This window comes from Xanthomonas sp. LF07-6, assembly GCF_034105445.1.
In the GTDB taxonomy this organism is placed as follows: domain Bacteria; phylum Pseudomonadota; class Gammaproteobacteria; order Xanthomonadales; family Xanthomonadaceae; genus Xanthomonas_A; species Xanthomonas_A sontii.
Genome location: NZ_JAXGGI010000002.1, coordinates 187631 through 209269, shown reverse-complemented (window position 1 = coordinate 209269; position 21639 = coordinate 187631). Strand labels below are relative to the sequence as shown.

The window sequence follows — 21639 nt, the reverse complement described above, 5'->3', positions numbered from 1 at the left end:
AGGGTAGCGCGCGGCGCGTAGCCGGGCCAGTGAAGGGCGCGCGGCGTCGGCGTATGCATGCCGGTGCGGTCTGGGTACTCCTTGCGCATCTGCGAGCGCATATGCCGCGCCACCGCCCGGACCTGCGCGACGCGGCGATGGCAACGTTGTCCACAATGCATGTGGATCGATTGTCCAAAAGCCTGTGGACAACCCAGCGAAGGCCTTGCCACGCAAGGCGCCGCCCTGTGGTGGCGAAAAAATCGCACCCGTGCGGCCGGCGATGCATCCGTGGCAACGGCGTTCGTCTTTTCCGGGATCGGTTATGACGTGCCTTGGCGGCGATCACCATCGCCAGCGCCGTCTAAACACCGCGCGTCGCGCGCCTGCATCCAGGCGTCCGCAATCGCGCGCGCACCGGCGGGGTCGTCCACCACCAGGATCAGGTGCCCGTGGTGGTCGCTGTACTGCACGGCGATGTCGATGCCGGTGGCGCCGAGCATGCCGGTCAGCAGGCCGAGCTGTCCCGGCGTGTCCTGGTCCAGGCGCAGGCTCACCACCGGGTGTTCGGCGGCCACGTGGAAACCGTGCGCGCGCAAGGTCTCGCTTGCCGGTGCGGCGGCATCGAACAGGAAGTGCGCGACCGCGCGCCCGTCCACGCGCCACACGCCCCAGCCTTCGATGCTGATACCGGCCGCGCCGAGTGCCTGGGCCATGGCGGACAGGGCACAGGGGCGGTCTTCGAGGTGGATTTCGACGTCCTTCATCGCGCGGCCTCCGGCGGCTCGCCCGGGCGCACGATCGTCGCCTCGCAACGCACCGGCATGGCGCAGCTGTTGGCGATGAAGCACTGCGCGTGGGCCTGTGCGTGCAAGGCCTGCGCGCGGTGCGCGTCGCTGTCCGCCGCGATGGTCACGCGCGGCGCCAGCACCACCTCGCGAAAGCGTCCGCCGTGGCCGGGGCGCATCTCCAGCCAGCCCTGCGCCTGGTCCTCGTAGGCCAGCACCTGGATGCCGGCATGTGCGCACAGGGCCAGGTAGGTGAGCATGTGGCAGGCGGCGAGAGCGCCGACGAACAGGTCTTCCGGATTGTGCAGCGCCGGGTCGCCGAGGAAGAGCGGGTCGGCGCTGCCTGGCAGTGCCGCCTTGCCGGGAATCTGCAGCGTGTAGTCGCGGCCATAGTGGCTGTAGTCGGCGGTGCCGTTGCCGCGGTTGCCGGTCCAGCGCAACTGCGAAGCGTAGTGGTGCAGCGTGTCGGTCATGCGTCTGCCTGGTGTGGGGAGCAGGCAAGGTAGGCGCCAGCGTGGCGGCATGCTTCGTCTAGAATCGAAGCATGAGCGAAGACACCCTGCTTGCACGTGCCGCCTTTCTGCTCGGCGACCCGGCGCGCAGTCGCATGCTGGCGGCGTTGATGAGCGGACAGGCGCGCACTGCCAGCGAACTGGCGCTGGACGGCGCGGTGGCGCCGTCGACTGCGAGCCGGCACTTGTCGCAACTGGTCGACGCCGGCTTGCTCGCGGTGGCCCGCCAAGGGCGACACCGCTATTTCCGTCTGGCCGGCGCAGACGTCGCCGCGGCGGTCGAGGCGATGATGGGATTGGCGCCGCTGCCGATGACGCGGTGGGGCGGCCCGGCGGATCCCGGCCTGCGCCGGGCGCGGGTCTGCTACGACCACCTTGCCGGCGAACTGGCGATCCGCTGGCGCCAACAGATGGAAGCGCGCGGGCATCTGCTGTGCAGCGACGGCATGGCCTTGAGCGCATCCGGCGCCGCCTGGTGCGCGGCGATCGGCATCGACGTGGCGGCGCTGCGTGCGTCGCGGCGGCCGCTGTGCCGGCCGTGCCTGGACTGGAGCGAGCGCCGCGACCACGTTGCCGGTGCGCTGGGCAGCGCCTTGCTCCGGTATCTCTTCGACACCGGCCTGGCCCGGCGCGTGCCGGATTCGCGGGCGGTGCAGATCGGCCCGCGCGGCGAGCGCTTCCTCAGCGCGCTCGACTAGCGCGCGCCCGCCGCCGCTCAGGCCGCGGCGTCGTCCTCGGCCAGGCGCAGGCGGCCGCGCAGCGAATTGCTCAGCGCCTCGGTGATCGTCACCTCGACGAACTGGCCGATCAGGCGCGGGTGGCCGGGGAAGTTCACCGAACGCATGTTCTCGGTCTTGCCGGTCAGCTCGGCCGGGTTCTTCTTCGACGGGCCTTCCACCAGCACGGTCTGCACGCTGCCGATCATCCCCTGCGAGATCGACTGCGCATGCGCATTGATGTGCGCCTGCAACCGCGCCAGCCGCGCGTGCTTGACCGCCTCGGGCGTGTCGTCTTCCAGGTCGGCGGCGGGCGTGCCCGGGCGCCGCGAATAGATGAAGGAAAAGCTCTGGTCGAAACCCACGTCCTCGATCAGCTTCATGGTCTTGTCGAAGTCGGCGTCGCTCTCGCCGGGGAAGCCGACGATGAAGTCGGAGCTGATCGAGATGTCCGGGCGTACCGCGCGCAGCTTGCGGATCTTCTGCTTGAACTCCAGCGCGGTGTAGCCGCGCTTCATCGCGCTGAGGATGCGGTCGCTGCCGGCCTGCACCGGCAGGTGCAGGTAGTTGGCCAGCTGCGGCACGTCGCGGTAGGCCTCCACCAGCGAGTCGCTGAATTCCAGCGGATGCGAGGTGGTGAAGCGGATGCGGCCGATGCCCTCGATCTGCGCGATGCTGCGGATCAGCAGGCCCAGGTCGGCGACCTGCGCTTCCTCGCCGGCCTCGGCGTCGGCGTAGGGGCCGCGGTAGGCGTTGACGTTCTGGCCGAGCAGGTTGATCTCGCGCACGCCCTGGGCGGCCAGTTGCGCCACTTCCACCAGCACGTCCTCGAACGGGCGGCTGATCTCCTCGCCGCGGGTGTAGGGCACCACGCAGAACGAGCAGTATTTGGAGCAGCCTTCCATGATCGACACGAAGGCCGAGGGGCCTTCGGCGCGCGGCTCCGGCAGGCGATCGAACTTCTCGACCTCGGGGAAGCTGATGTCCACCTGCGACTTGCCCGATTCGCGCCGCGCGCGGATCAGCTCCGGCAGCCGGTGCAGGGTCTGCGGGCCGAACACCAGGTCCACGTAGGGCGCGCGCTTGACGATCGCCTCGCCTTCCTGCGAGGCCACGCAGCCGCCGACGCCGATGATCACCGGCTTGCCGCCGGCCTTCAGCGCCTTCCAGCGGCCGAGCTGGCTGAACACCTTTTCCTGCGCCTTCTCGCGGATCGAGCAGGTGTTGACCAGGACCACGTCCGCTTCTTCGGGGTTGTCGGTCAGCTCCAGGCCTTCGGACGCGGCGAGCACGTCGGCCATCTTGGCCGAGTCGTACTCGTTCATCTGGCAACCGTGGGTCTTGATATACAGCTTGCCGCGCACCGGCGCGGGTGCGGCGGCGGTGCCGGCGGAGGGCAGGGGATGCAGGACGGTCCCGGGCATGGCGCTTAATCCAGGCGGGTGGAAAGGAAGCCGGCTAGTTTACCCCTGCCTGCGCGCCAGCGCAGGACGCTAGCCCGCTGCGGCATCCACCGCCAGCGCGCGCTGCACCGCCGGCCGCGCCGCCATGCGCGCGGCGTAGGCGCGGGTCGGCGCCGGCGGGTCGAGCAGGCCGAACTGCAGCATCCAGCCCAGCGCGCTGCCCCACAGCACGTCGGCGGCGCTGCAGCGCGCGCCGAGCAGGTAATCGCCGCGCGCCAGTTGCGCGTCCACCACCGCCAGCACGGTATCGCAGTCGGCATAGGGCGACATCGCCCGCGGTGGCGGCTCGCGCTTGAGCGCGCGGTCGACGAGGGCCGGCTCGAAGCAGGCGCCGTAGAACGCCAGCCAGCGCAGGTAGGGGCCGCGCAGCGGGTCGCCGATCGGCGGTGCCAGCCCGGCCTCGGCATACAGGTCGGCCAGGTAGGGGTAGATGGCGCCCTGCTCGGTCACCACCGCGCCGGCGTGCACGATCGCCGGCACCTTGCCCATCGGGTTGATCGCCAGGTAGTCCGGCGCCAGTTGCGCCTGCCTGTCGAAGTCGATGCGCTCGATGGCGTAGTCGGCGCCCAGTTCCTCGAGCAGGATCAACACGCCGCGCGAGCGCGAATGCGGGTTGTGGAACAGGGTGATGTGGCGGTCGCTGGTCATGGGCGGCTCCTGGCTGGTCGGTGCGAACACCCTAGACCCCATTGCGGACAGATCCTGTCCGCAATAGCGTGCGCCGATGTCATCGCCCGCCGCCCGCCTGTTGCGCCTGATCGCCCTGCTGCAGACCCGCCGGCTGTGGCCCGGCGCCGAGCTGGCCGCGCGGCTCGGCGTGGACCGGCGCAGCCTGCGCCGCGACGTGGAGCGGCTGCGCGCGCTGGGCTACGCCGTGGAGGCCGCGGCCGGGGTCGGCGGCGGGTACCGGCTGGCCGCAGGCGCCCGGATGTTGCCGCTGCTGTTCGAGGAAGACGAAGCGGTGGCGGTCGCGGTGGCGCTGCGCGCGGCCTGCGCCAGCATGGCCGGCCTGGAGGACACCGCGGTGCGGGTGCTGGCCAAGCTCGAACCGCTGCTGCCGACGCGGGTGCGGCAGCGCGCCGAGGCCTTGCAGGGGGCGACCCTGGCGCTGGGCCAGGACCCGCTACGGCCGGACACGCGGGTGCTGATCGGGGTCGCCAGCGCTTGCCGCGACCGGCGCCTGCTCGGTTTCGTCTACCGCGACCATACCGGGCGCGCCAGCGAGCGGCTGGTCGAGCCCTTGCGCCTGGTCAACGCCGGCCGCCGCTGGTACCTGCTTGCCTGGGACCGCGATCGTGCCGACTGGCGCACCTTCCGCGCCGAACGCATCGTGCCGCCCTTGCAGCTCGGCGCGGCGGTGGCGTTGCGCCTGCCGCCGCAGGAACCGGCGGCCATGGTCGACGCGGCGATCCGCTACAGCCCGCAGGCGATGGGTTTCGCCCTCAGTGTGCGGCTGCGTGGCAGCGCCGCCGAGCTGGGGGCGCGCATTCCACTGTGGTGCGGCACCCTGCAGGACGAGGCCGACGGCCACTGCCGGCTGTCGCTGCTGGCCGACGCGGTGCCGTGGCTGGCGGCGCAATTGCTGACCATCGGCGTGCCGTTCGCAGGTCTGGAGGCCACGGCCGAGGTGCGGACGGCGCTGCGCGGGGTGCTGAACGCGTTGCTGGAGCAGGTGCCGGAGCCGGCACCGGTGGAGTAGGTGATACGGACGGGGAGGGCGCACTGGCCGCCCGGCGCTGCTCCGGCCCCGGACGGTGCGGACTTGGCAAGCGGCGGGGAAGTTGGGACACTCGCCGCCATGAAGGGGATGCTGTGGCTCCTGGGGCTGGGACTCGCCACGTTGACGGCTGCGCCGGCCAGCGCCGGCACCCTGTACAAGTGCACCGGCAACGACGGCGTGCCCAGCTACGGCAGCAAGCGCGTGTCCGGCGCCAGCTGCAGCGTGATCGGCCGCTACACCCCCGACCGCCGCGCCGCGCGGGCCGCCCCTGCGCCTGCGCCGGCCAAGGCCAGCACCGAGCGGCCGCCCAGCCGCGGCGTCATCGCCAGCGCCGGCACCGTGGCGCCGGCCACCCTGATCAGCGCGCCGGTCGCCGCCCCGGCCCCGGTGACCGCCAACGCCGTGCCCAACCGGGTCGCCCCGGTGTCGCCCAGCAGCAGTGGCGCGCCACGGCGTCTGGTCAGCGGTCAGCTGTATTCGTACATGAAGGACGGCGTGCGCCACTACACCAGTGCGCGTCCGACCCAGGTCGCCAATCTCGGCGCGGTGCGCACGATCCGCTACAGCTTCATGGAAACCTGCTATGCCTGCGCCAACCCGGGGGTCAACTTCGGTGCGGTGCGCCTGAACACCACCGCCTACCAGAGCGAGATCGCCGCCGCCGCGCGCGAGTACGGTGTCGACGAAGCGGTGGTGCGCGCCATCATCCACGCCGAGTCCGCCTACAACCCGACGGCCCTCAGCCGCGCCGGTGCGCAGGGGCTGATGCAGCTGATGCCGCCGACCGCGCGCCGCTTCGGCGTCAGCGATTCGTTTGATGCAGCGCAAAACATTCGCGGCGGCGTGCAGTACCTGGCGTGGCTGCTGAAGCGCTTCAACGGCAACCTCAGCCTGGCCGCGGCCGGCTACAACGCCGGCGAAGGCGCGGTAGACAAACACGGCGGGGTGCCGCCGTACAGCGAGACCCAACGCTACGTGCAGCGGGTGGGCGTGCTCGCCGAGCGCTACCGCGGCGTGCTGGCGACCGCGCATTGAGCCGTCGCCGCGGCCCGGCAGGAGGCGTTGCGCGTCCATTGTCGGCGCGTTAAGGGTTCCGCTACACTGCAGTGGATTCAGTGCGGCTCGACCCCCACCGAGCTGCTGGCAGCCTCACGCTACCCAATCACAGATCGGAGTGCCGGATGGCCAACGATGGGGTCAACGATTCTGTAAATGTAGGACGCCGCCGCTTTCTCACCGCCACCACGTCCGTCGTGGGCGCGGTCGGTGCGGGGTTCGTCGCCGTTCCTTTCATCAAGTCCTGGAATCCGAGCGCAAAGGCCAAGCTGGCCGGCGCGCCGGTCACCGCCGACATCAGCGCCCTGCAGGAAGGGCAGCGCCTGATCCTGGAATGGCGCGGCCAGCCGATCTGGATCGTCAAGCGCTCCAAGGCGATGCTCGATGCGTTGCCGTCGCTGGACAGCCGGCTCAAGGATCCGGAGTCCACCAACAAGGACCAGCAGCCGGACTACGTGCTGAAGAATCCGGAGTACCGCTCGATCAAGCCCGACGTCTCGGTGCTGGTCGGCCTGTGCACCCATCTGGGTTGCTCGCCGGAAATGGTCGCCGAGATCCGCCCCGAACCCTACGACCCCGACTGGAAGGGCGGCTATTTCTGCCCCTGCCACAAGTCGCGCTTCGACATGTCCGGCCGCGTGTTCCAGGGCGTGCCGGCGCCGATCAACCTGCTGGTGCCGCCGCACCACTACCAGGACGACAACACGCTGGTGATCGGCGTGGACCCGAGCGCGTCCGCGAAGGGAGGGGCGTAAGTCATGGCCGACAACATCCTCACCCGCACCGCGGGCAACGTGTTCGACTGGGTCAACGAGCGCGCCCCCGGGCTGATGCCGTTCTACCGCAAGCACGTCACCGAGTACTACGCGCCGAAGAACTTCAACCTCTGGTACTACTTCGGCTCGCTGGCGATGGTGGTGCTGGTCAACCAGATCGTCACCGGCATCTTCCTGACGATGCACTACAAGACCAGCGCGGCCGAGGCGTTCAACTCGGTCGAGTACATCATGCGCGACGTCGAGTGGGGCTGGCTGATCCGCTACATGCACTCCACCGGCGCCTCGCTGTTCTTCATCGTGGTGTACCTGCACATGTTCCGCGGGCTGATGTACGGCAGCTACAAGAAGCCGCGCGAACTGGTGTGGATCCTGGGCATGCTGATCTACCTGGTGCTGATGGCCGAAGCCTTCATGGGCTACGTGCTGCCCTGGGGGCAGATGTCGTTCTGGGGCGCCAAGGTGATCATCTCGCTGTTCGGCGCGATCCCCGTGATCGGCAACGGCCTGACCGAGTGGATCATGGGCGATTACCTGCCGTCCGACGCCACCCTCAACCGCTTCTTCGCCCTGCACGTGATCGCGCTGCCGCTGGTGCTGTTGCTGCTGGTGGTGCTGCACCTGGGCGCGCTGCACGAGGTCGGTTCCAACAATCCCGACGGCGTGGAGATCAAGAAGGGGCCCAAGGGCAATCGCTGGAGCCCGATCAAGCCGGCCGACGGCATCCCGTTCCATCCGTACTACACGGTCAAGGACCTGGTCGGCGTCGGTTTCCTGCTGATGATCGGCGCCTTCATCATCTTCTTCGCGCCCGGCTTCGGCGGCCTGTTCCTGGAGCACGACAACTTCACCGAGGCCAACCGCCTGGTGACGCCGGAGCACATCAAGCCGGTCTGGTACTACACCCCGTACTACGCGATGTTGCGGGTGGTGCCGAACAAGCTCGGCGGCGTGCTGGTGATGTTCTCGGCCATCGCGATCCTGTTCCTGGTGCCGTGGCTGGATCGCGCCAAGGTCAAGTCGATCCGCTACCGCGGCTGGATCTCGCGGGTGATGCTGGGGATTCTTGCGGTGTGCTTCGTCTGGCTCGGCGTGATCGGTTCCGGCCCCGGTACCGAGATCATCGAGACCTACATCGGCCGCGTGCTGACCGTGCTGTATTTCGCCTTCTTCCTGACGATGCCGATATGGACCTCGCTGGATCGAACCAAGCCGGTGCCGGAGCGGGTGAGCAGCCATGACTAAGCGCCTGATCGCTGTGTTCGCCGGCGTCGTGTCGGCCTTGCTGCTGTCCGTCTCGGCCATGGCCGCCGAGGGTGCCGCCACCCTGCAGGCCGGCAACGACCTGGGCGACCGCGCCTCGCTGCAGCGCGGCGCCAAGCTGTTCATGAACTACTGTTCCGGCTGCCATTCGCTGAAGTACCTGCGCTACCAGCGCATGGCCGAGGATCTGGGCCTGAGCGAGGACGAGGTGATGCACAACCTCAACTTCACCGGCGCCAAGATCGGCGAACACATCGGGACGGCGATGCCGCACGATGCGGCGACCAAATGGTTCGGCAAGGCGCCGCCGGACCTGAGCCTGATCGCCCGCGTGCGCGGCACCGACTGGGTCTACACCTACCTCAAGTCGTTCTATCTCGACCAGTCGCGGCCGCTGGGCTGGAACAACAAGCTGTTCGCCAACGCCTCCATGCCCAATCCGCTGTGGGACCTGCAGGGCCTGCAGCAGCCGGTCTACGGCAAGGCCGAGCAGCCGGGCGTGGACAAGCCGGTGGAGCGGCTGCAACTGGCGACGCCGGGCAAGCAGAGCCCGGTCGAGTTCGACCAGACGGTGCGCGACATCAGCAATTTCCTCGAATACGCCGGCGAGCCGGCGGCGCTGAAGCGGCAGAACCTGGGCGTGTGGGTGGTGCTGTTCCTGGCGCTGCTGACCTTCCTGGCGTATCTGCTGAAGAAGGAATACTGGAAGGACGTGCATTGAGTCGCGGCCGTTTCGGCCGCGTCCCGGCTGCACCGTTGCTGAGCCGATCCCCTGTTCATCCTATTGGCTTTTGTGAGCGAGGGTTGCACACTCAGGGGCCGTGACGACCGTCCGCAATGTGCGGGCGGCGTCGATGCGGCCGGCGGATTCCGGCCGTCGGAGAGCCTTGAATGGCGGCGAGTTTGCGCATGCGAAATACCTTGACGTTGTTTTCCTCCACGGATGATGTCCTGTGCCACCGCGTCCGCCTGGTGCTCGCGGCCAAGGGCGTGACCTACGATTTCGTGGCGGTGGATCCGCAGAATCCGCCGGAAGACCTGATCGACCTGAATCCCTACCACTCGGTGCCGACCCTGGTCGAGCGCGAGCTGGTGCTGTACGCCGCCTCGGTGGTCAGCGAGTACCTGGACGAGCGCTATCCGCATCCGCCGCTGATGCCGGTCGACCCGCTTTCGCGCGCGCGGCTGCGCCTGGCGATGCTGCGCATCGAGCACGACTGGGTGCCGCAGGTGCAGGCGATCCAGCTCGGCAACAAGGCCCAGGCCGAAGCCGGGCGCAAGCGCCTGAAGGAACTGCTGACCGCCTCGGTGCCGCTGTTCAAGGCCAGCAAGTTCTTCCTCAATCCGGAGATGAGCCTGGCCGACTGCGCGATGGCGCCGATCATCTGGCGCCTGCAGGCGCTGGACATCCCGCTGCCGAAAGACGGCAAGGCGATCGAGGATTACGGCAACCGCATCTTCCGCAATCCGGGGTTCATCCGCAGCCTGACCGATCAGGAAAAGAAACTGCGCGACCTGCCGGCATGATGCTGTCCGCCGCGCCGTCTCCATTGTCTTCCGAGCTGTACCGGCATTGCGCGCCGGCACGTAGAATGGGCGCATGAGCGACGACACTTCCCGCATGACCAGCCATCGCCCGTACCTGCTGCGGGCGCTGGTGGAATGGATCAACGACAACGGCATGACCCCGCACATCCTGGTGGATGCGGGCCTGCCCGGCGTGCAGGTGCCGCCGAGCGCGGTCAAGGACGGGCGGGTGGTGCTGAACATCGCCGAGCGCGCCGTGGTGCGTCTGCAGATCGACAACGACGGGGTCAGCTTCACCGCCCGCTTCGGCGGCGTCAGCTACCCGGTGCAGGTGCCGATGTCCGCGGTGCTGGCGGTCTATGCACGCGAAACCGGGCAGGGCATGGCGCTGCCGGACGACATCCATGGCGCCAGCGAGCCGCCGGGCGACGACACCCCGCCACCGCCGCGGCCGGGCGGGTCCGACGACGCCGGCAAGCGGCCGCGCCTGCGCGTGGTCAAGTAGCCGATGCGCGGCCTCGGTGGCCGCGCTTCACCCATCCAAGCGTTGGCGTTTTCGGTAATCGCGCGCCGCGCACCGCGTTGTTCTGTCGCAGGAGCGGCTTCAGCCGCGACGGGCTTACCGGTGACGCCCATCGCGGCTGAAGCCGCTCCTGCATTCGCCGTCCATTCCATGTGGCATGCGCATCGCCCGCGCACTCAGCTTCGCTGTCGCCCGACACGACACGCCGCACGCCATCGGTGTCGGTATCGGTGCGCGGCCGGGGTGCACGGCTCAGTCGCGCTGCGCGCGGGCTTCCTGCAGGCTGCTCACGCTGGCGACCGACGGCCCGGTGAACGCGATCAGCTGATCGCCGAGCAGCACCAGGCGCCCGCTGTGGCGGTCGGTGCCATCGTAGGAATAGTCGAAGCGGAAACTGCGCTCGAAGCCGAGCCAGCCGTTGGGCAAGCGCCGCAGGCGCAGGCCGGTGCCGTGCACGCTCTGGTCCAGCCACTGTACGTCGGCAGCCTTGCAGGCGTTGCGGCCGAGGATTTCGGCGCGTTCGGCGGCCGCACGCGAGGCGTTCCAGAACGCGAACACCGCGGCGCCGGCGATCATCAACAGGATCAGGCTGGGCATGGCGCCACTGTAGCGAGGCGCTGGTAGGCGGGCAATCTTGCTTGGGCTGGGATTGGGATTCGGGAATGGGGAATGGCAAGAGCTGCGCCTCGCGCGCTGCTCGTAGATGTCTTGGGGCGGTGCAGCGGCTGACGGACGCCTCCGGTCCCCGCCGTGGTCCTGAGCGAGGCATCTGCATGCATTGATGACGCGCGGTGTGCGTCCACCGGACTCCCGGTGTTGAGAGGCGCCCTGGTGTTGCGATTGGACGAATACGCTTTAGCGCTGTGGCTGTGACTGCGGTTCGGTCTTGGGTGCCTGGTTGCCGGTGGGCGCAGTGGGTTGCGGCGCTGCTGGTGTCGCGTTGGGTATGGGGGATGCCGCCGCCGGCGTGTTCGGGCCGGTGGGTGGTGCGGGCGGTGCGGGCGGGGCGGCGGGCGTGCCGGGGACCGCACTGGCCGCGGGCGCGGCTGGCGTCGTCACCGGCGCGGCGGCGGGATCGATCGGGGCGGGCGGCAGCAGCACCTGCGCCTGCGGTTGCAGCTTCAGCAGGGCGGACCAGTCCTGGCGATTGAAGTCGCACAGTTCCTCGTGGCCGGGCGTGCATTCGAGCGCGGCGCCTTCGTCGTTCTGGTCCTGCGCCAGCGGCGCATCCAGTTGCAGGCGCCCGCTGCGGTCCAGCTTGAGCTTGCGCATGGTCACTGCGTTGAACACGTTGCCGCCGATCAGGTACAGGGTCTGGTCGCCGCCGACATTGGCTGCGACCACGATGTCGCAATGCGATTCCCACGGCAGCGGGCGGCCGCGCGCCAGCGCCTCGCGCAGGCCGGCGGTGCCGACCGGCTGCCGGCGTCCGCGCAGGAAGCACAGCAGATCGCCGGGGGCAGGCTTTTCCTGCTGCGGGTCGGCGAAGCGATAGGGCAGGCCGTCGGCGCCGGCCTGGTAGGCGGCGCGGATGTAGTCGATATGCCGGATCGAGGTGTGGAAGCCGGCCACGCCGGCGCGCACCATCACGTAGGACACGAAGGCTGCCGACCACGGGTTGTCGACGATGAAGGCGCGGCAGTCGTTCTCGCGGTAGCGCGACCCGTCCAACTGCTGGCAGCTCTCGGCACCGTCGAAGCGGCCCATTGCGCCCAGCGTGCCGCTGTCGCGCCAGTAGGTGGCGACGCGCTGCCAGGCTTCGATGCCGTCGTCGGCAAGGTCGGCGCGCTCGGCCTCGGTGACGCGCAGGCCGGCCAGGCGGCCGTCGCGATCGATGAACGGGCGCCACCACAGCCGGTGCTCGTTGCAGGCGGTGCGCACGATCGCCACCGCCGCCGGGGTCAGGCCGAAGCGCGGCGGCAGATCGCAGACTTCCGCGGCCGCGGCGCGGCCGGCGGGAAACAGGGCGGCGACACACAGCAGCGCGAACCAGGGGCGGAACATCGGCGGACTCGGTGGGGACGGGGAAGCGCGCAGCGTCGCAGAGCGGCGTTGGCGAGGCCGTGAAGTGTAGGGCGTGCCGCGCGATCCAGGCAGATCGCGCCGTGCTGGCTAGCGCGTTTGCCGGCGGATCAGGCACTTCGCGATTTGCCCTTGGGGGTGGTGGGACTCACCCAGCGGGGTGGAAACGATCAACGTCGCGACTGGGCCATGCGTGCGGACATGCACGCATGGGATGTATCCGCATTCGCCGCGGGTGTGGAATGGGCGCGCGGTCGCCTCGTCGCGGCTCTGGCCGCCTACTGCGGCGGCGTTCCGAGTTTCAGCGACAGATCCACGGCCTGCACATGCTTGGTGAGTGCGCCGATGGAGATGCAGTCGACGCCGTCCTGCGCGATCGCGCGCACCGCCTCCAGGTCGACGCCGCCGGAGACTTCCAGCGGAATCGCGCGATTGAACGGTGCGGCCGCGGCGATCGCCACCGCGTCGCGGCGCTGTTCCGCAGTGAAGTCGTCGATCAGGATGCGATCGCAGCCGGCCTGCAGCGCTTCGCGCAGTTGCTCCAGAGTTTCCACCTCGACCACCAGCGGCAGCGCCGGCCACTGCGCGCGCGCGGCGGCCACCGCCGCAGGCAGCGAACCGGCGGCGTGGATGTGGTTCTCCTTGAGCATCACCGTGTCGTACAGGCCGATGCGGTGGTTGCTGCCGCCGCCGCAGCGCACCGCGTACTTCTGCGCCAGGCGCAGGCCGGGTAGGGTCTTGCGCGTGTCCAGGATACGCGCGCCGGTGCCGGCGACCGCGGCCACGTAGGCGGCGGTGGCGGTGGCGGTGGCCGACAGGGTCTGCAGGAAGTTCAACGAGGCGCGCTCGGCGCTGACCAGGGCGCGACTGCGCCCGTGCAGCAACGCCAGCACCGTGCCGGCGGCCACGCGCTGGCCTTCGCTCACCTGCCAGTCGATGCGGACCTGCGGATCCAGCGCCTGGTGGCAGGCGTCGAACCAGGGGCGGCCGGCGATCACGGCGTCCTGCTTGCACAGCAGGTAGGCGCTGTCGGCGCGGTCGGGCAGCAGCGCGGCGGTGACGTCGCCGCTGCCGAGATCCTCGGCCAGCGCAAGCGCGGCGGTGACGTCGCCGCTGCCGAGATCCTCGGCCAGCGCACGCGCGACGTCGGCGGCGATCAGCTCCGCGGCGGGCGCCTGCGGCGGCGCCATGTCGCGGCTCATTTGGCCGGGAAGTCGGCGAGCTGGGCGGTGCCGATGGCCTCTTCGGCCAGCAGCACCGGAATGCCGTCGTCGACGCGGAACACCTGCTTGCGGTCGCGGGTGATCAGGGCTTCGCGCAGCGGTTGCGCCTGCGCACTGCCATCGGCGCGCTGCACGCCGCCGGCGGCGATGGCGCGGTTCAATGCCTCCAGGCCGCGCGCCTCCAGCAGCGCCAGCGGTTGGCGGGTGTCGGGCGAGCACAGCAGGTCGAGCAGTTTGCGGTCCATCCGGTCTTCGTCTTGCGTGGAAGACGGCTAGAATACGTCTTTAAGGCAGGGGACGGCCATGACCTCCAAGCAAACCGCGCCGCTCGTCGGCATCGTGATGGGTTCCCGCTCCGACTGGGAGACCATGCAGCATGCGGCGCAGAAACTCGATGCGCTGGGTGTGCCCTATGAAGTGAAGGTGGTGTCGGCGCACCGCACCCCCGACGTGTTGTTCTCCTATGCCGAGCAAGCGTCTGGGCGCGGCCTGCGCGCGATCGTGGCCGGCGCTGGCGGCGCCGCGCACCTGCCGGGCATGCTCGCGGCCAAGACCGCAGTGCCGGTGCTGGGCGTGCCGGTGCAGTCCAAGGCGCTCAACGGCATGGACTCGCTGCTGTCGATCGTGCAGATGCCGGCGGGTATCCCGGTGGCCACCTTCGCGATCGGCAATGCCGGCGCGGCCAACGCCGCGCTGTTCGCCGCGGCGATGCTGGCCCACGATCACGCTGAGATCGGTGCCGCGCTGGGCGAGTTCCGTCAGCGCCAGACCGACGACGTGATGGCCAAGGACGATCCGCGCCAATGACCACCGTCGGCATCCTGGGAGCGGGGCAGTTGGCACGCATGATGGCGGTGGCCGGCGTGCCGCTGGGCCTGCGCTTCGCGCTGCTGGATCCGGCGGCCGATGCCTGCGCCGGGCAGATCGCGCCGCTGCGGGTCGGCGACTATGCCGACGAGACCGCGCTGGCCGCGTTCGCCGACGCGGTCGACGTGGCGACCTTCGATTTCGAGAACGTGCCTGCGGCCAGCGCCGGTTGGCTGGCCGGGCAGGTGCCGGTGTTCCCGAGCCCGGATGCGCTGGCCGTGGCGCAGGATCGCCTGGCCGAGAAGACCCTGTTCCGTGAACTCGGCATTCCCGTGCCGGCGTTCGCCGCGATCGACACCCGCGCCGATCTGGACGCGGCGCTGGCGCAGGTCGGCACGCCGTGCATCCTCAAGACCCGCCGGCTCGGCTACGACGGCAAGGGCCAGTTCCGCATCGCCTCCGCCGCCGACGCCGATGCGGCCTGGGCGGCGCTGGGCGCGCAGGCGGCCAGCGTCGGCCTGATCGCCGAGGCGTTCGTGCCGTTCCAGCGCGAGGTCAGCGTGGTGGCGGTGCGCGGCCGCGACGGCGAGTTCCGCACCTGGCCGCTGACCGAGAACTGGCATGTGCACGGCGTGCTGTCGGCCAGCCTGGCGCCGGCGCAGGCCGATGCCGCGCTTGAGCAGGCGGCGGTGGCGCATGCGCGTGCCCTGGCCGAACGCCTGCAGTACGTCGGCGTGTTCGCGCTGGAACTGTTCTGCCGCGACGGCGAACTGCTGGCCAACGAGATGGCCCCGCGCGTGCACAACTCCGGCCACTGGACCATCGAAGGCGCGGAGACCTCGCAGTTCGAGAACCACCTGCGCGCGGTACTGGGGCTGCCCTTGGGATCCACCCGCATGCGCGGCCACGCCTGCATGCTCAACTGGATCGGCGCGATGCCCGACGCCGCACCGGTCCTGGCGCAGCCCGGCGGGCATTGGCACGACTACGGCAAGCAGCCGCGCGAAGGCCGCAAGGTCGGCCACGCCACCCTGCGCGAGGACACGCCGGAGGCGCTGGCGCTGGCCCTGCAGACCGTGGGCGCGCAACTGCAGCGCGAGGCCCAGGTCGCCCCGGTGATCGCCGCGTTGCGCGGCGAGCGCTGAACCAGCAGCAGGAGCGCCCAGGCCACGCCTGGGCCAGGAACCGGCAGCCACGGCCGCCGCTCCTGCGAATCTCCAATCCCGACTCCCCAATCCCCGCTCACCGCAGATTGGACGCCGCGAACTCCCAATTGACCAGTTTCCAGAACGCCTGCAGATAGCGCGCGCGGTCGCCGGGATGGTCGATGTAGTAAGCGTGTTCCCAGACGTCGCAGCCGAGCAGCGGCGTGTCGTCGCCGGTCAGCGGGGTGCCGGCGTTGGCGGTGCTGACCACGGCCAGGTTGCCGTCGGGACGCTGCACCAGCCAGACCCAGCCCGAACCGAACAGCGCCAGGGCCATGCGCTCGAACTCGGCCTTGAACCGCGCCACGTCGCCGAAACTCCTGGTCAGGCGCTCGCCGAGCGCGCCGCCCGGTTCGCCGCCGCCGCGCGGGCGCAGGCCGCGCCAGTAGAACTCGTGATTCCAGACCTCGGCCGCCTCCTGGAACAGCCGGCCCTGCGCGCGCCGCAGCAGGTCCGGCAGCGCCAGCTCGGCCAGGTCGCTGCCGGCGAGCCGAGCATTGAGCCGTTCCACCAACGCGCGCTGGTGCTGGCCGTGGTGCTGTTCCACCGCGGCGGCGGACAGGTGCGGGGCCAGCGCCGCGGCGGCGTAGGGCAGGGGAGCGAGTTCGATGGGCATGGATCCTCTGGCGGTTTCGGGCGCGCGTCGCGGTACTGCCGCGCGCAGGGCTTACACTATGCGGCTACGCGAGAGTCTAGCCGACCGCCAAGGTCGTTCTTTCGCCCCAGCAGGAGAGAACCCGCATGCAGGTGATGGAGCGCATCCAGGCCGACGTCGAACGCCATCCCATCGTGTTGTTCATGAAGGGCACGCCGCAGTACCCGATGTGCGGCTTTTCCAGCCGCGCGTTGCAGGCGTTGCTGGCCGCCGGCGCCGACCGCCTGCACACCGTCAACGTGCTCGACGAGCCGGAGATTCGTGCCAATCTGCCGCGCTATTCGAACTGGCCGACGTTCCCGCAGCTGTTCATCCATGGCGAGCTGATCGGTGGCTGCGACATCACCATGGAACTGTTCGAGTCCGGCGAGTTGCAGCGCATCGTGACCGAGGCCTACCAGTCGTGAGTGCGCCTGCGTCGCCGCAGGCCGGCGCGCTGGCGCAGCGGGTGGTCCTGGTCAGCGGCGCCGCCGGCGGGCTCGGCAGCGCTGCGGCGCTGGCCTGCGCCCAGGCGGGGGCCACCGTTGTCCTGCTCGGGCACAAGCCGGTACGCTTGAACCGCGTCTACGACGCGATCGCCGCGGTCGGCGCCGCGCCGCTGCTGTACCCGCTGGACCTGCTCGGCGCCACTCCGCCGGACTACGCGACCCTGGCCGAGCGCCTGCAGGGCGAGCTCGGCCGCCTGGACGGGCTGCTGCACTGCGCCGCCGACTTCGCCGGGCTGACCCCGTTCGAGCATGCCGATCCGGCCCAGTTCGCGCGCGCGATCCACGTCAACCTGACCGCCGCGGCCTGGCTGACCCAGGCCTGCCTGCCGTTGCTGCGACAGGCCGAGGATGCCGCGATCGTGTTCGCGGTGGACGATCCGGCGCGGGTCGGCCAGGCCTACTGGGGTGGCTACGGCGCGGCCCAGCACGGCCGCCGCGGCCTGCTGGCGAGCCTGCACGGCGAGCTGGCCGCCTCGCGCGTGCGCGTGGCCGGCCTGCAGCCGGGGCCGATGCGTACCGCCTTGCGCGCCCGCGCCTACACCCATCAAGAAGACCGCGACGCGGTCGATCCGGCGCGCTACGCCGGCGCCTGCGTCGACCTGCTGTCGCCCGCCGGCGCCGCGCACCGCGGCGCAATCTGGAATCCCCTGGCATGACCATCCTGTCGGCAGCGCTGCTGCTGTTCCTGATCCTCGACCCGCTGGGCAACATCCCGGTGTTCCTCAGCGTGCTCAAGCCGCTGCCGGCGCGGCGCCAGCGCGTCGTGCTGGCGCGCGAACTGCTGATCGCGCTGGGCGTGCTGATGGGCTTCCTGTGGGGTGGCAAGTACGCCCTGGAAGTGATGCACCTGCGTCAGGAGTCGGTGGCGATCGCCGGCGGCATCGTGCTGTTCCTGATCGGCATCCGCATGATCTTCCCGCGCCCGGAAGGGCTGATGGGCGAAATTCCCGACGGCGAGCCCTTCATCGTGCCGCTGGCCATCCCGCTGGTCGCCGGCCCTTCCGGCATGGCCGCGGTGATGCTGATGGGCAGCAACGAGCCGACCCGGCTGGGCGAGTGGAGCCTGGCGCTGATCCTGGCCTGGCTGGCGACCTCGGCCCTGCTGTTCTCCGGCACGCTGCTGTACAAGCTGCTCGGCATGCGCGTGCTGACCGCGGTCGAGCGGCTGATGGGCATGCTGCTGGTGGCGATCTCGGTGCAGATGTTCCTGGACGGGCTCAGCGCTTATCTGAAGCTGCCGGTCGCCGGCTGAGGTTGCATCGCGGCCGAGTCGGGGGCGCCGTGGGGACGGCGCGCTGGCCCCGGGCGGGCCTCGCTTCGAGCACGCCAGGCTGCTTGCTGCTGCCCCCTCAGGCGGCACGGGTAGGGGGGGCGTGGCCGGCGGCGGTCCCGGGCGGCCTTCCGTGCCTGTCCCGGCGTTGTCGCCGAAGCCCGCCAGGACTGGGATCGACGTCTTCTGATGTCCGCTTGTGCCGCGCTGTCACGGTTTGGCAACAAATTGGCCCTATGGTGTTAAACTCATGTTAACCCTTGCGGGGAATCGGCAAGGGTGACCAGCCCCCTCATTCCGCGGCCGTGCGTCCGTACCCCGCACGGCCTGCCATGCGCATTTCGTCAAACTCCATCGAGGCTATTGCAATGATTCAACCCCGTCTGCGGATGTCCAAGCTCACTCTGGGCCTCGTTGCGGCGCTGGCCGCGGCGCCGGTGTTCGCCCAGAGCACCTCCGCCGGTGTCGGCGGTGTGGTGACCCACGGCGGCCAGCCGGTCGCCGGCGCCGAGGTGACCATCACCCACGTCGAGTCGGGCACGGTCAGCCGCGCCACCACCGATGCCGCCGGTCGCTACAACGCGCGCGGCCTGCGCGTCGGCGGTCCGTACAGCATCACCATCACCAAGTCGGGTGACGGCACCAAGACCGAAGACGGCGTGTACCTGAGCGTCAACCAGAACGCCACCATCAACGCCGACCTGACCGGCGACATGGCTGCGCCGACCACGCTGGAGACGGTCAACGCGGTCGCCATCGCCACCGGCTCGGAAGTGTTCAGCGCCACCAAGATGGGCTCGGGCACCAACGTCGGCCGCGAGCAGATCGAAGCGCTGCCGTCGATCAACGGCAACATCCAGGACTACATGCGCCTGGATCCGCGCGTGGCCTTCGTCGATCGCGCCTCGGGCACGATCAGCGCCGGCGGCCTGAACCCGCGCTACAACTCGATCAACATCGACGGCGTCTCGGCCAGCGACACCTTCGGCCTGGAAGGCAACAACATGACCACCCGGCGTCAGCCGGTGTCGATGGAAGCGATCGAAGCCATCGACGTCAACCTGTCCAACTACGACGTCAGCATCGCCAGCGCCGCCGGCGCCACCGTCAACGCGGTGACCAAGTCCGGTACCAACGAGTTCCACGGTTCGGTGTACGGCAGCTATCGCGATGGCGACTGGTTCGGCGACAACCCGGACGGCAGCAAGTTCAACGGCTTCACCAAGGAGAAGACCTACGGCGCGACCTTCGGCGGCCCGATCGTCAAGGACAAGCTGTTCTTCTTCGCCAACTACGAGAAGTTCCAGCAGGACGCGCCGGGCCTCGACCTGGGCAGCACCGCGCTGGGCAAGGCCAACGCCAAGTACGGCATGGCCGACGTGACCCGCGCCCAGCAGATCGCCAAGAACTACGGCTTCGACGCCGGCACCCTGGACAGCGACGGCAACACCGACCTGAAGGAATACGCGCTCAAGCTGGACTGGAACATCAGCGACAACCACCGCGCCAGCTTCCGCTACAGCAAGCTCGACCAGAGCAAGCTGCGCATCAATGGTGCCGGCAACTCCAGCCAGGCCTCGCTGAGCTCGTACTGGTACCAGCACGAGAAGTCTGTCGAGAGCTACGTCGGCCAGCTGTTCAGCGACTGGTCCGAGAACTTCTCCACCGAGTTCAAGGTGTCCTACCGCGACTACTCCGCGATCCGCGTGGTGCCGACCAACGCGCCGAGCATCGCCGTGTACTTCGACGGTTCGGTCGCCAACCCGACCGGCGACGTGCTGTTCCTGGGCACCGAGACCAACTCGCAGGGCAACATCCTCACCACCAAGACCTGGAACTACTACGGTGCGGGCACCCTGACCCTTGACAACCACAACCTGAAGTTCGGCGTCGACTACAGCACCAACGACATCTACAACCTGTACGGCCGCAACACCTGGGGCGTGTACACCTTCTTCGGCCTGGACAACTTCGCCAGCGGCCGCTGGAGCTCGTACCAGCTCAACCAGGAGCGCAGCCCGGGTTCGATCGCGGCCGACTACAAGAACAGCAACCTCGGCCTGTTCGTGCAGGACACCTGGTACGTCAACAACAACCTGACCCTGACCCTGGGTCTGCGCGGCGATCGCGCGAGCGTGAGCCCGGATCCGACCTACAACGCCGCGGCGCAGGCCTACTTCGGCTACGACAACAGCAAGATCTTCAACGGCGATTTCCTGATCCAGCCGCGCGTCGGCTTCAACTACACCTTCGACACCGACCGTCCGACCCAGCTGCGCGGTGGCGTGGGCCTGTTCCAGGGCGATGCGCCGCAGGTGTGGATCGGCAACAGCTACTCCAACACCGGCTTCAACTACAACGCTTATAGCCTGACCACGTACGATCCGACGGTGCCGTTCAGCGCCAACAAGGATACCCAGCCGGTCCCGAATCGTCCCGGTTCGGCGACCCAGGGCGTGAGCTTCGTCGGCAACGACTTCAAGCTGCCGTCGCTGTACAAGGCCAACCTGGCCCTGGATCACGAACTGCCGTGGTACGGCATCGTGGCCTCGGCCGAGCTGCTGGTGACCAAGGTCAACAACGGCCTGTACTACAAGAGCCTGAACATCGGTCGCGTCAACAGCCCTGGCCAGGATCCGAGCCCGGCCTACTACGGTCCGGATGGCCGCGCGCTGTACTGGAACCCGGCGCAGACCGGTCGTCCGTGGGCCACTGGCAACAACCGCTACAACCGCAATCCGGCGTATAGCGACGTCTACCTGATCGACAACACCGACAAGGGCAAGACCCAGCAGTTCACCGTGTCGCTGTCCAAGCCGTTCAGCGAAGGCGGCGACTGGTCCTGGACCCTGGGCTACACCTACACCCACGCCACCGAAGTCGGTTCGCTGACCAGCTCCACCGCCAGCTCGGGCTGGGGCTACCAGTACGCCTTCAACGCCAACTCGGAAACCGAGAACACCTCGCGCTACGAGATCAAGGACCGGATCTCCGGCTCGCTGGACTGGAAGCACATGTTCTTCGGCGACTACGAGACCCGCGTGGGCCTGGTCTACGAAGGCCGCAGCGGCCGTCCGTACAGCTACGTGTTCAACGGCGACGCCAACGGCGACGGCCGTTCGACCAACGACCTGTTCTACGTGCCGAAGGGCCCGGGCGACGTGCTGTTCGGCACGCTGAGCAACACCGGTGCGTTCACCGCCAACCCGGCGCTGCAGCAGCAGTTCTTCGACTGGCTGGCCAAGAACCCGCAGCTGGCCAAGTACGCCGGCAGCTACGCCCCGGCCAACGGCTTCCGTTCCGGCTGGATCAACACCTTCGACGTGCGCATCACCCAGCAGCTGCCGGGCTTCTTCAAGGGCCACAAGTCCGAGGTCTGGCTGGACATCCAGAACGTGGGCAACCTGCTGAACAAGAAGTGGGGCCGGATCTACGACTACGGCTTCTACGCCGATGCCCGCGTCGCCAACCTGCAGGGCATCTACCAGGGCAAGTACGTGTACAACACCCTGTACACCGACCAGCCGACGGCAGCCAATGCCGACGCCGACGGCTTCAACACCGGCGTGTCGCAGTGGTCGCTGCAGCTTGGCTTCCGCTATCAGTTCTGATCGCGGCGCACGCTAGCTGAAGCGTTGGAAACGGC

Annotated in this window: 23 protein-coding genes; 14 read left to right on the top strand and 9 right to left on the bottom strand. The window is 69.2% G+C overall.

The window, feature by feature from the left end:
- Positions 1-302 precede the first annotated feature (302 nt).
- Together SLW56_RS05460 and SLW56_RS05455 are read right to left on the bottom strand one after the other, a co-directional pair.
- Positions 303-746: a hypothetical protein gene (locus SLW56_RS05460; protein ID WP_320694458.1), complete on the bottom strand. Its 444-nt coding sequence runs from the start codon at positions 744-746 to the stop codon at positions 303-305.
- A complete protein-coding gene (locus SLW56_RS05455) occupies positions 743-1240 on the bottom strand; it encodes an OsmC family protein (RefSeq protein WP_320694457.1) in 498 nt (165 codons plus the stop codon). Before SLW56_RS05455 ends, SLW56_RS05460 begins: the two co-directional genes overlap by 4 nt.
- Positions 1241-1311: 71 nt before the next feature.
- Here SLW56_RS05455 and SLW56_RS05450 point away from each other — a divergent pair, with 71 nt between their 5' ends.
- Positions 1312-1977: a winged helix-turn-helix domain-containing protein gene (locus SLW56_RS05450; RefSeq protein WP_320694456.1), complete on the top strand. Its 666-nt coding sequence runs from the start codon at positions 1312-1314 to the stop codon at positions 1975-1977.
- Between the two features lie 17 nt (positions 1978-1994).
- Here the strand turns inward: SLW56_RS05450 and miaB are convergent, their stop codons facing one another.
- Both miaB and SLW56_RS05440 read right to left on the bottom strand, forming a co-directional pair.
- Positions 1995-3419: a tRNA (N6-isopentenyl adenosine(37)-C2)-methylthiotransferase MiaB gene (gene miaB / locus SLW56_RS05445; protein ID WP_320694455.1), complete on the bottom strand. Its 1425-nt coding sequence runs from the start codon at positions 3417-3419 to the stop codon at positions 1995-1997.
- 69 nt (positions 3420-3488) lie between these two features.
- Positions 3489-4106, bottom strand: a complete 618-nt coding sequence (locus tag SLW56_RS05440; RefSeq protein ID WP_295846942.1) for a glutathione S-transferase — start codon at positions 4104-4106, stop codon at positions 3489-3491.
- Between the two features lie 76 nt (positions 4107-4182).
- On the opposite strand from SLW56_RS05440, the gene SLW56_RS05435 reads away from it, so the two are divergent.
- From SLW56_RS05435 to SLW56_RS05405, 7 genes are all read left to right on the top strand, one after another.
- On the top strand, positions 4183-5157 hold the full coding sequence (locus SLW56_RS05435) for a WYL domain-containing protein (RefSeq protein ID WP_320694454.1): 975 nt from the start codon (positions 4183-4185) through the stop codon (positions 5155-5157).
- 99 nt (positions 5158-5256) lie between these two features.
- Positions 5257-6213 carry a lytic transglycosylase domain-containing protein gene (locus SLW56_RS05430; RefSeq protein WP_320694453.1) on the top strand — a complete coding sequence of 319 codons (957 nt, stop codon included), beginning with the start codon at positions 5257-5259 and terminating at the stop codon, positions 6211-6213.
- Between the two features lie 146 nt (positions 6214-6359).
- On the top strand, positions 6360-6989 hold the full coding sequence (gene petA / locus SLW56_RS05425) for a ubiquinol-cytochrome c reductase iron-sulfur subunit (RefSeq protein ID WP_026143542.1): 630 nt from the start codon (positions 6360-6362) through the stop codon (positions 6987-6989).
- Between the two features lie 3 nt (positions 6990-6992).
- Positions 6993-8255: a cytochrome bc complex cytochrome b subunit gene (locus SLW56_RS05420; RefSeq protein WP_152236428.1), complete on the top strand. Its 1263-nt coding sequence runs from the start codon at positions 6993-6995 to the stop codon at positions 8253-8255.
- On the top strand, positions 8248-8994 hold the full coding sequence (locus SLW56_RS05415) for a cytochrome c1 (RefSeq protein ID WP_295964228.1): 747 nt from the start codon (positions 8248-8250) through the stop codon (positions 8992-8994). Before SLW56_RS05420 ends, SLW56_RS05415 begins: the two co-directional genes overlap by 8 nt.
- 170 nt (positions 8995-9164) lie before the next feature.
- Complete coding sequence (locus SLW56_RS05410; protein ID WP_010342124.1) at positions 9165-9800, top strand: glutathione S-transferase N-terminal domain-containing protein; 636 nt, start codon at positions 9165-9167, stop codon at positions 9798-9800.
- Positions 9801-9873: 73 nt separating this feature from the next.
- Positions 9874-10305, top strand: a complete 432-nt coding sequence (locus SLW56_RS05405; protein WP_017908205.1) for a ClpXP protease specificity-enhancing factor — start codon at positions 9874-9876, stop codon at positions 10303-10305.
- A gap of 270 nt (positions 10306-10575) precedes the next feature.
- Here the strand turns inward: SLW56_RS05405 and SLW56_RS05400 are convergent, their stop codons facing one another.
- The 4 genes from SLW56_RS05400 to SLW56_RS05385 form a co-directional block, all read right to left on the bottom strand.
- Entirely contained in the window at positions 10576-10920 is a 345-nt protein-coding gene (locus SLW56_RS05400) for a DUF3301 domain-containing protein (protein ID WP_017908204.1), read from the bottom strand.
- Between the two features lie 258 nt (positions 10921-11178).
- Positions 11179-12327, bottom strand: coding sequence for a DUF2272 domain-containing protein (locus SLW56_RS05395; RefSeq protein ID WP_320694452.1), 1149 nt, complete (start codon positions 12325-12327; stop codon positions 11179-11181).
- 296 nt (positions 12328-12623) lie between these two features.
- Positions 12624-13547 carry a carboxylating nicotinate-nucleotide diphosphorylase gene (nadC, locus tag SLW56_RS05390; RefSeq protein ID WP_320694451.1) on the bottom strand — a complete coding sequence of 308 codons (924 nt, stop codon included), beginning with the start codon at positions 13545-13547 and terminating at the stop codon, positions 12624-12626.
- Positions 13544-13813 carry a Trm112 family protein gene (locus SLW56_RS05385; RefSeq protein ID WP_010342118.1) on the bottom strand — a complete coding sequence of 90 codons (270 nt, stop codon included), beginning with the start codon at positions 13811-13813 and terminating at the stop codon, positions 13544-13546. Before SLW56_RS05385 ends, nadC begins: the two co-directional genes overlap by 4 nt.
- 58 nt (positions 13814-13871) lie before the next feature.
- Between SLW56_RS05385 and purE the strand changes: the two genes are divergently transcribed.
- Complete coding sequence (purE, locus tag SLW56_RS05380; protein ID WP_152182726.1) at positions 13872-14375, top strand: 5-(carboxyamino)imidazole ribonucleotide mutase; 504 nt, start codon at positions 13872-13874, stop codon at positions 14373-14375.
- Complete coding sequence (locus tag SLW56_RS05375; RefSeq protein ID WP_152235956.1) at positions 14372-15520, top strand: 5-(carboxyamino)imidazole ribonucleotide synthase; 1149 nt, start codon at positions 14372-14374, stop codon at positions 15518-15520. Before purE ends, SLW56_RS05375 begins: the two co-directional genes overlap by 4 nt.
- A gap of 97 nt (positions 15521-15617) precedes the next feature.
- Here the strand turns inward: SLW56_RS05375 and SLW56_RS05370 are convergent, their stop codons facing one another.
- Positions 15618-16196 (bottom strand): Fe-Mn family superoxide dismutase, encoded by a 579-nt coding sequence (locus SLW56_RS05370; RefSeq protein ID WP_152182728.1) that lies wholly within the window; start codon positions 16194-16196, stop codon positions 15618-15620.
- Between the two features lie 125 nt (positions 16197-16321).
- On the opposite strand from SLW56_RS05370, the gene grxD reads away from it, so the two are divergent.
- The 4 genes from grxD to SLW56_RS05350 all read left to right on the top strand — a co-directional run bounded on the left by grxD (position 16322) and on the right by SLW56_RS05350 (position 21604).
- On the top strand, positions 16322-16642 hold the full coding sequence (gene grxD, locus SLW56_RS05365; protein WP_010342114.1) for a Grx4 family monothiol glutaredoxin: 321 nt from the start codon (positions 16322-16324) through the stop codon (positions 16640-16642).
- The gene (locus tag SLW56_RS05360) at positions 16639-17379 is read left to right on the top strand and encodes an SDR family NAD(P)-dependent oxidoreductase (RefSeq protein WP_295969796.1); all 741 of its coding nucleotides are present in this window, start codon (positions 16639-16641) and stop codon (positions 17377-17379) included. Before grxD ends, SLW56_RS05360 begins: the two co-directional genes overlap by 4 nt.
- Entirely contained in the window at positions 17376-17975 is a 600-nt protein-coding gene (locus SLW56_RS05355; protein ID WP_017907241.1) for a MarC family protein, read from the top strand. Before SLW56_RS05360 ends, SLW56_RS05355 begins: the two co-directional genes overlap by 4 nt.
- Before the next feature lie 407 nt (positions 17976-18382).
- Positions 18383-21604, top strand: a complete 3222-nt coding sequence (locus SLW56_RS05350; RefSeq protein WP_152236001.1) for a TonB-dependent receptor — start codon at positions 18383-18385, stop codon at positions 21602-21604.
- Positions 21605-21639: the final 35 nt, after the last annotated feature.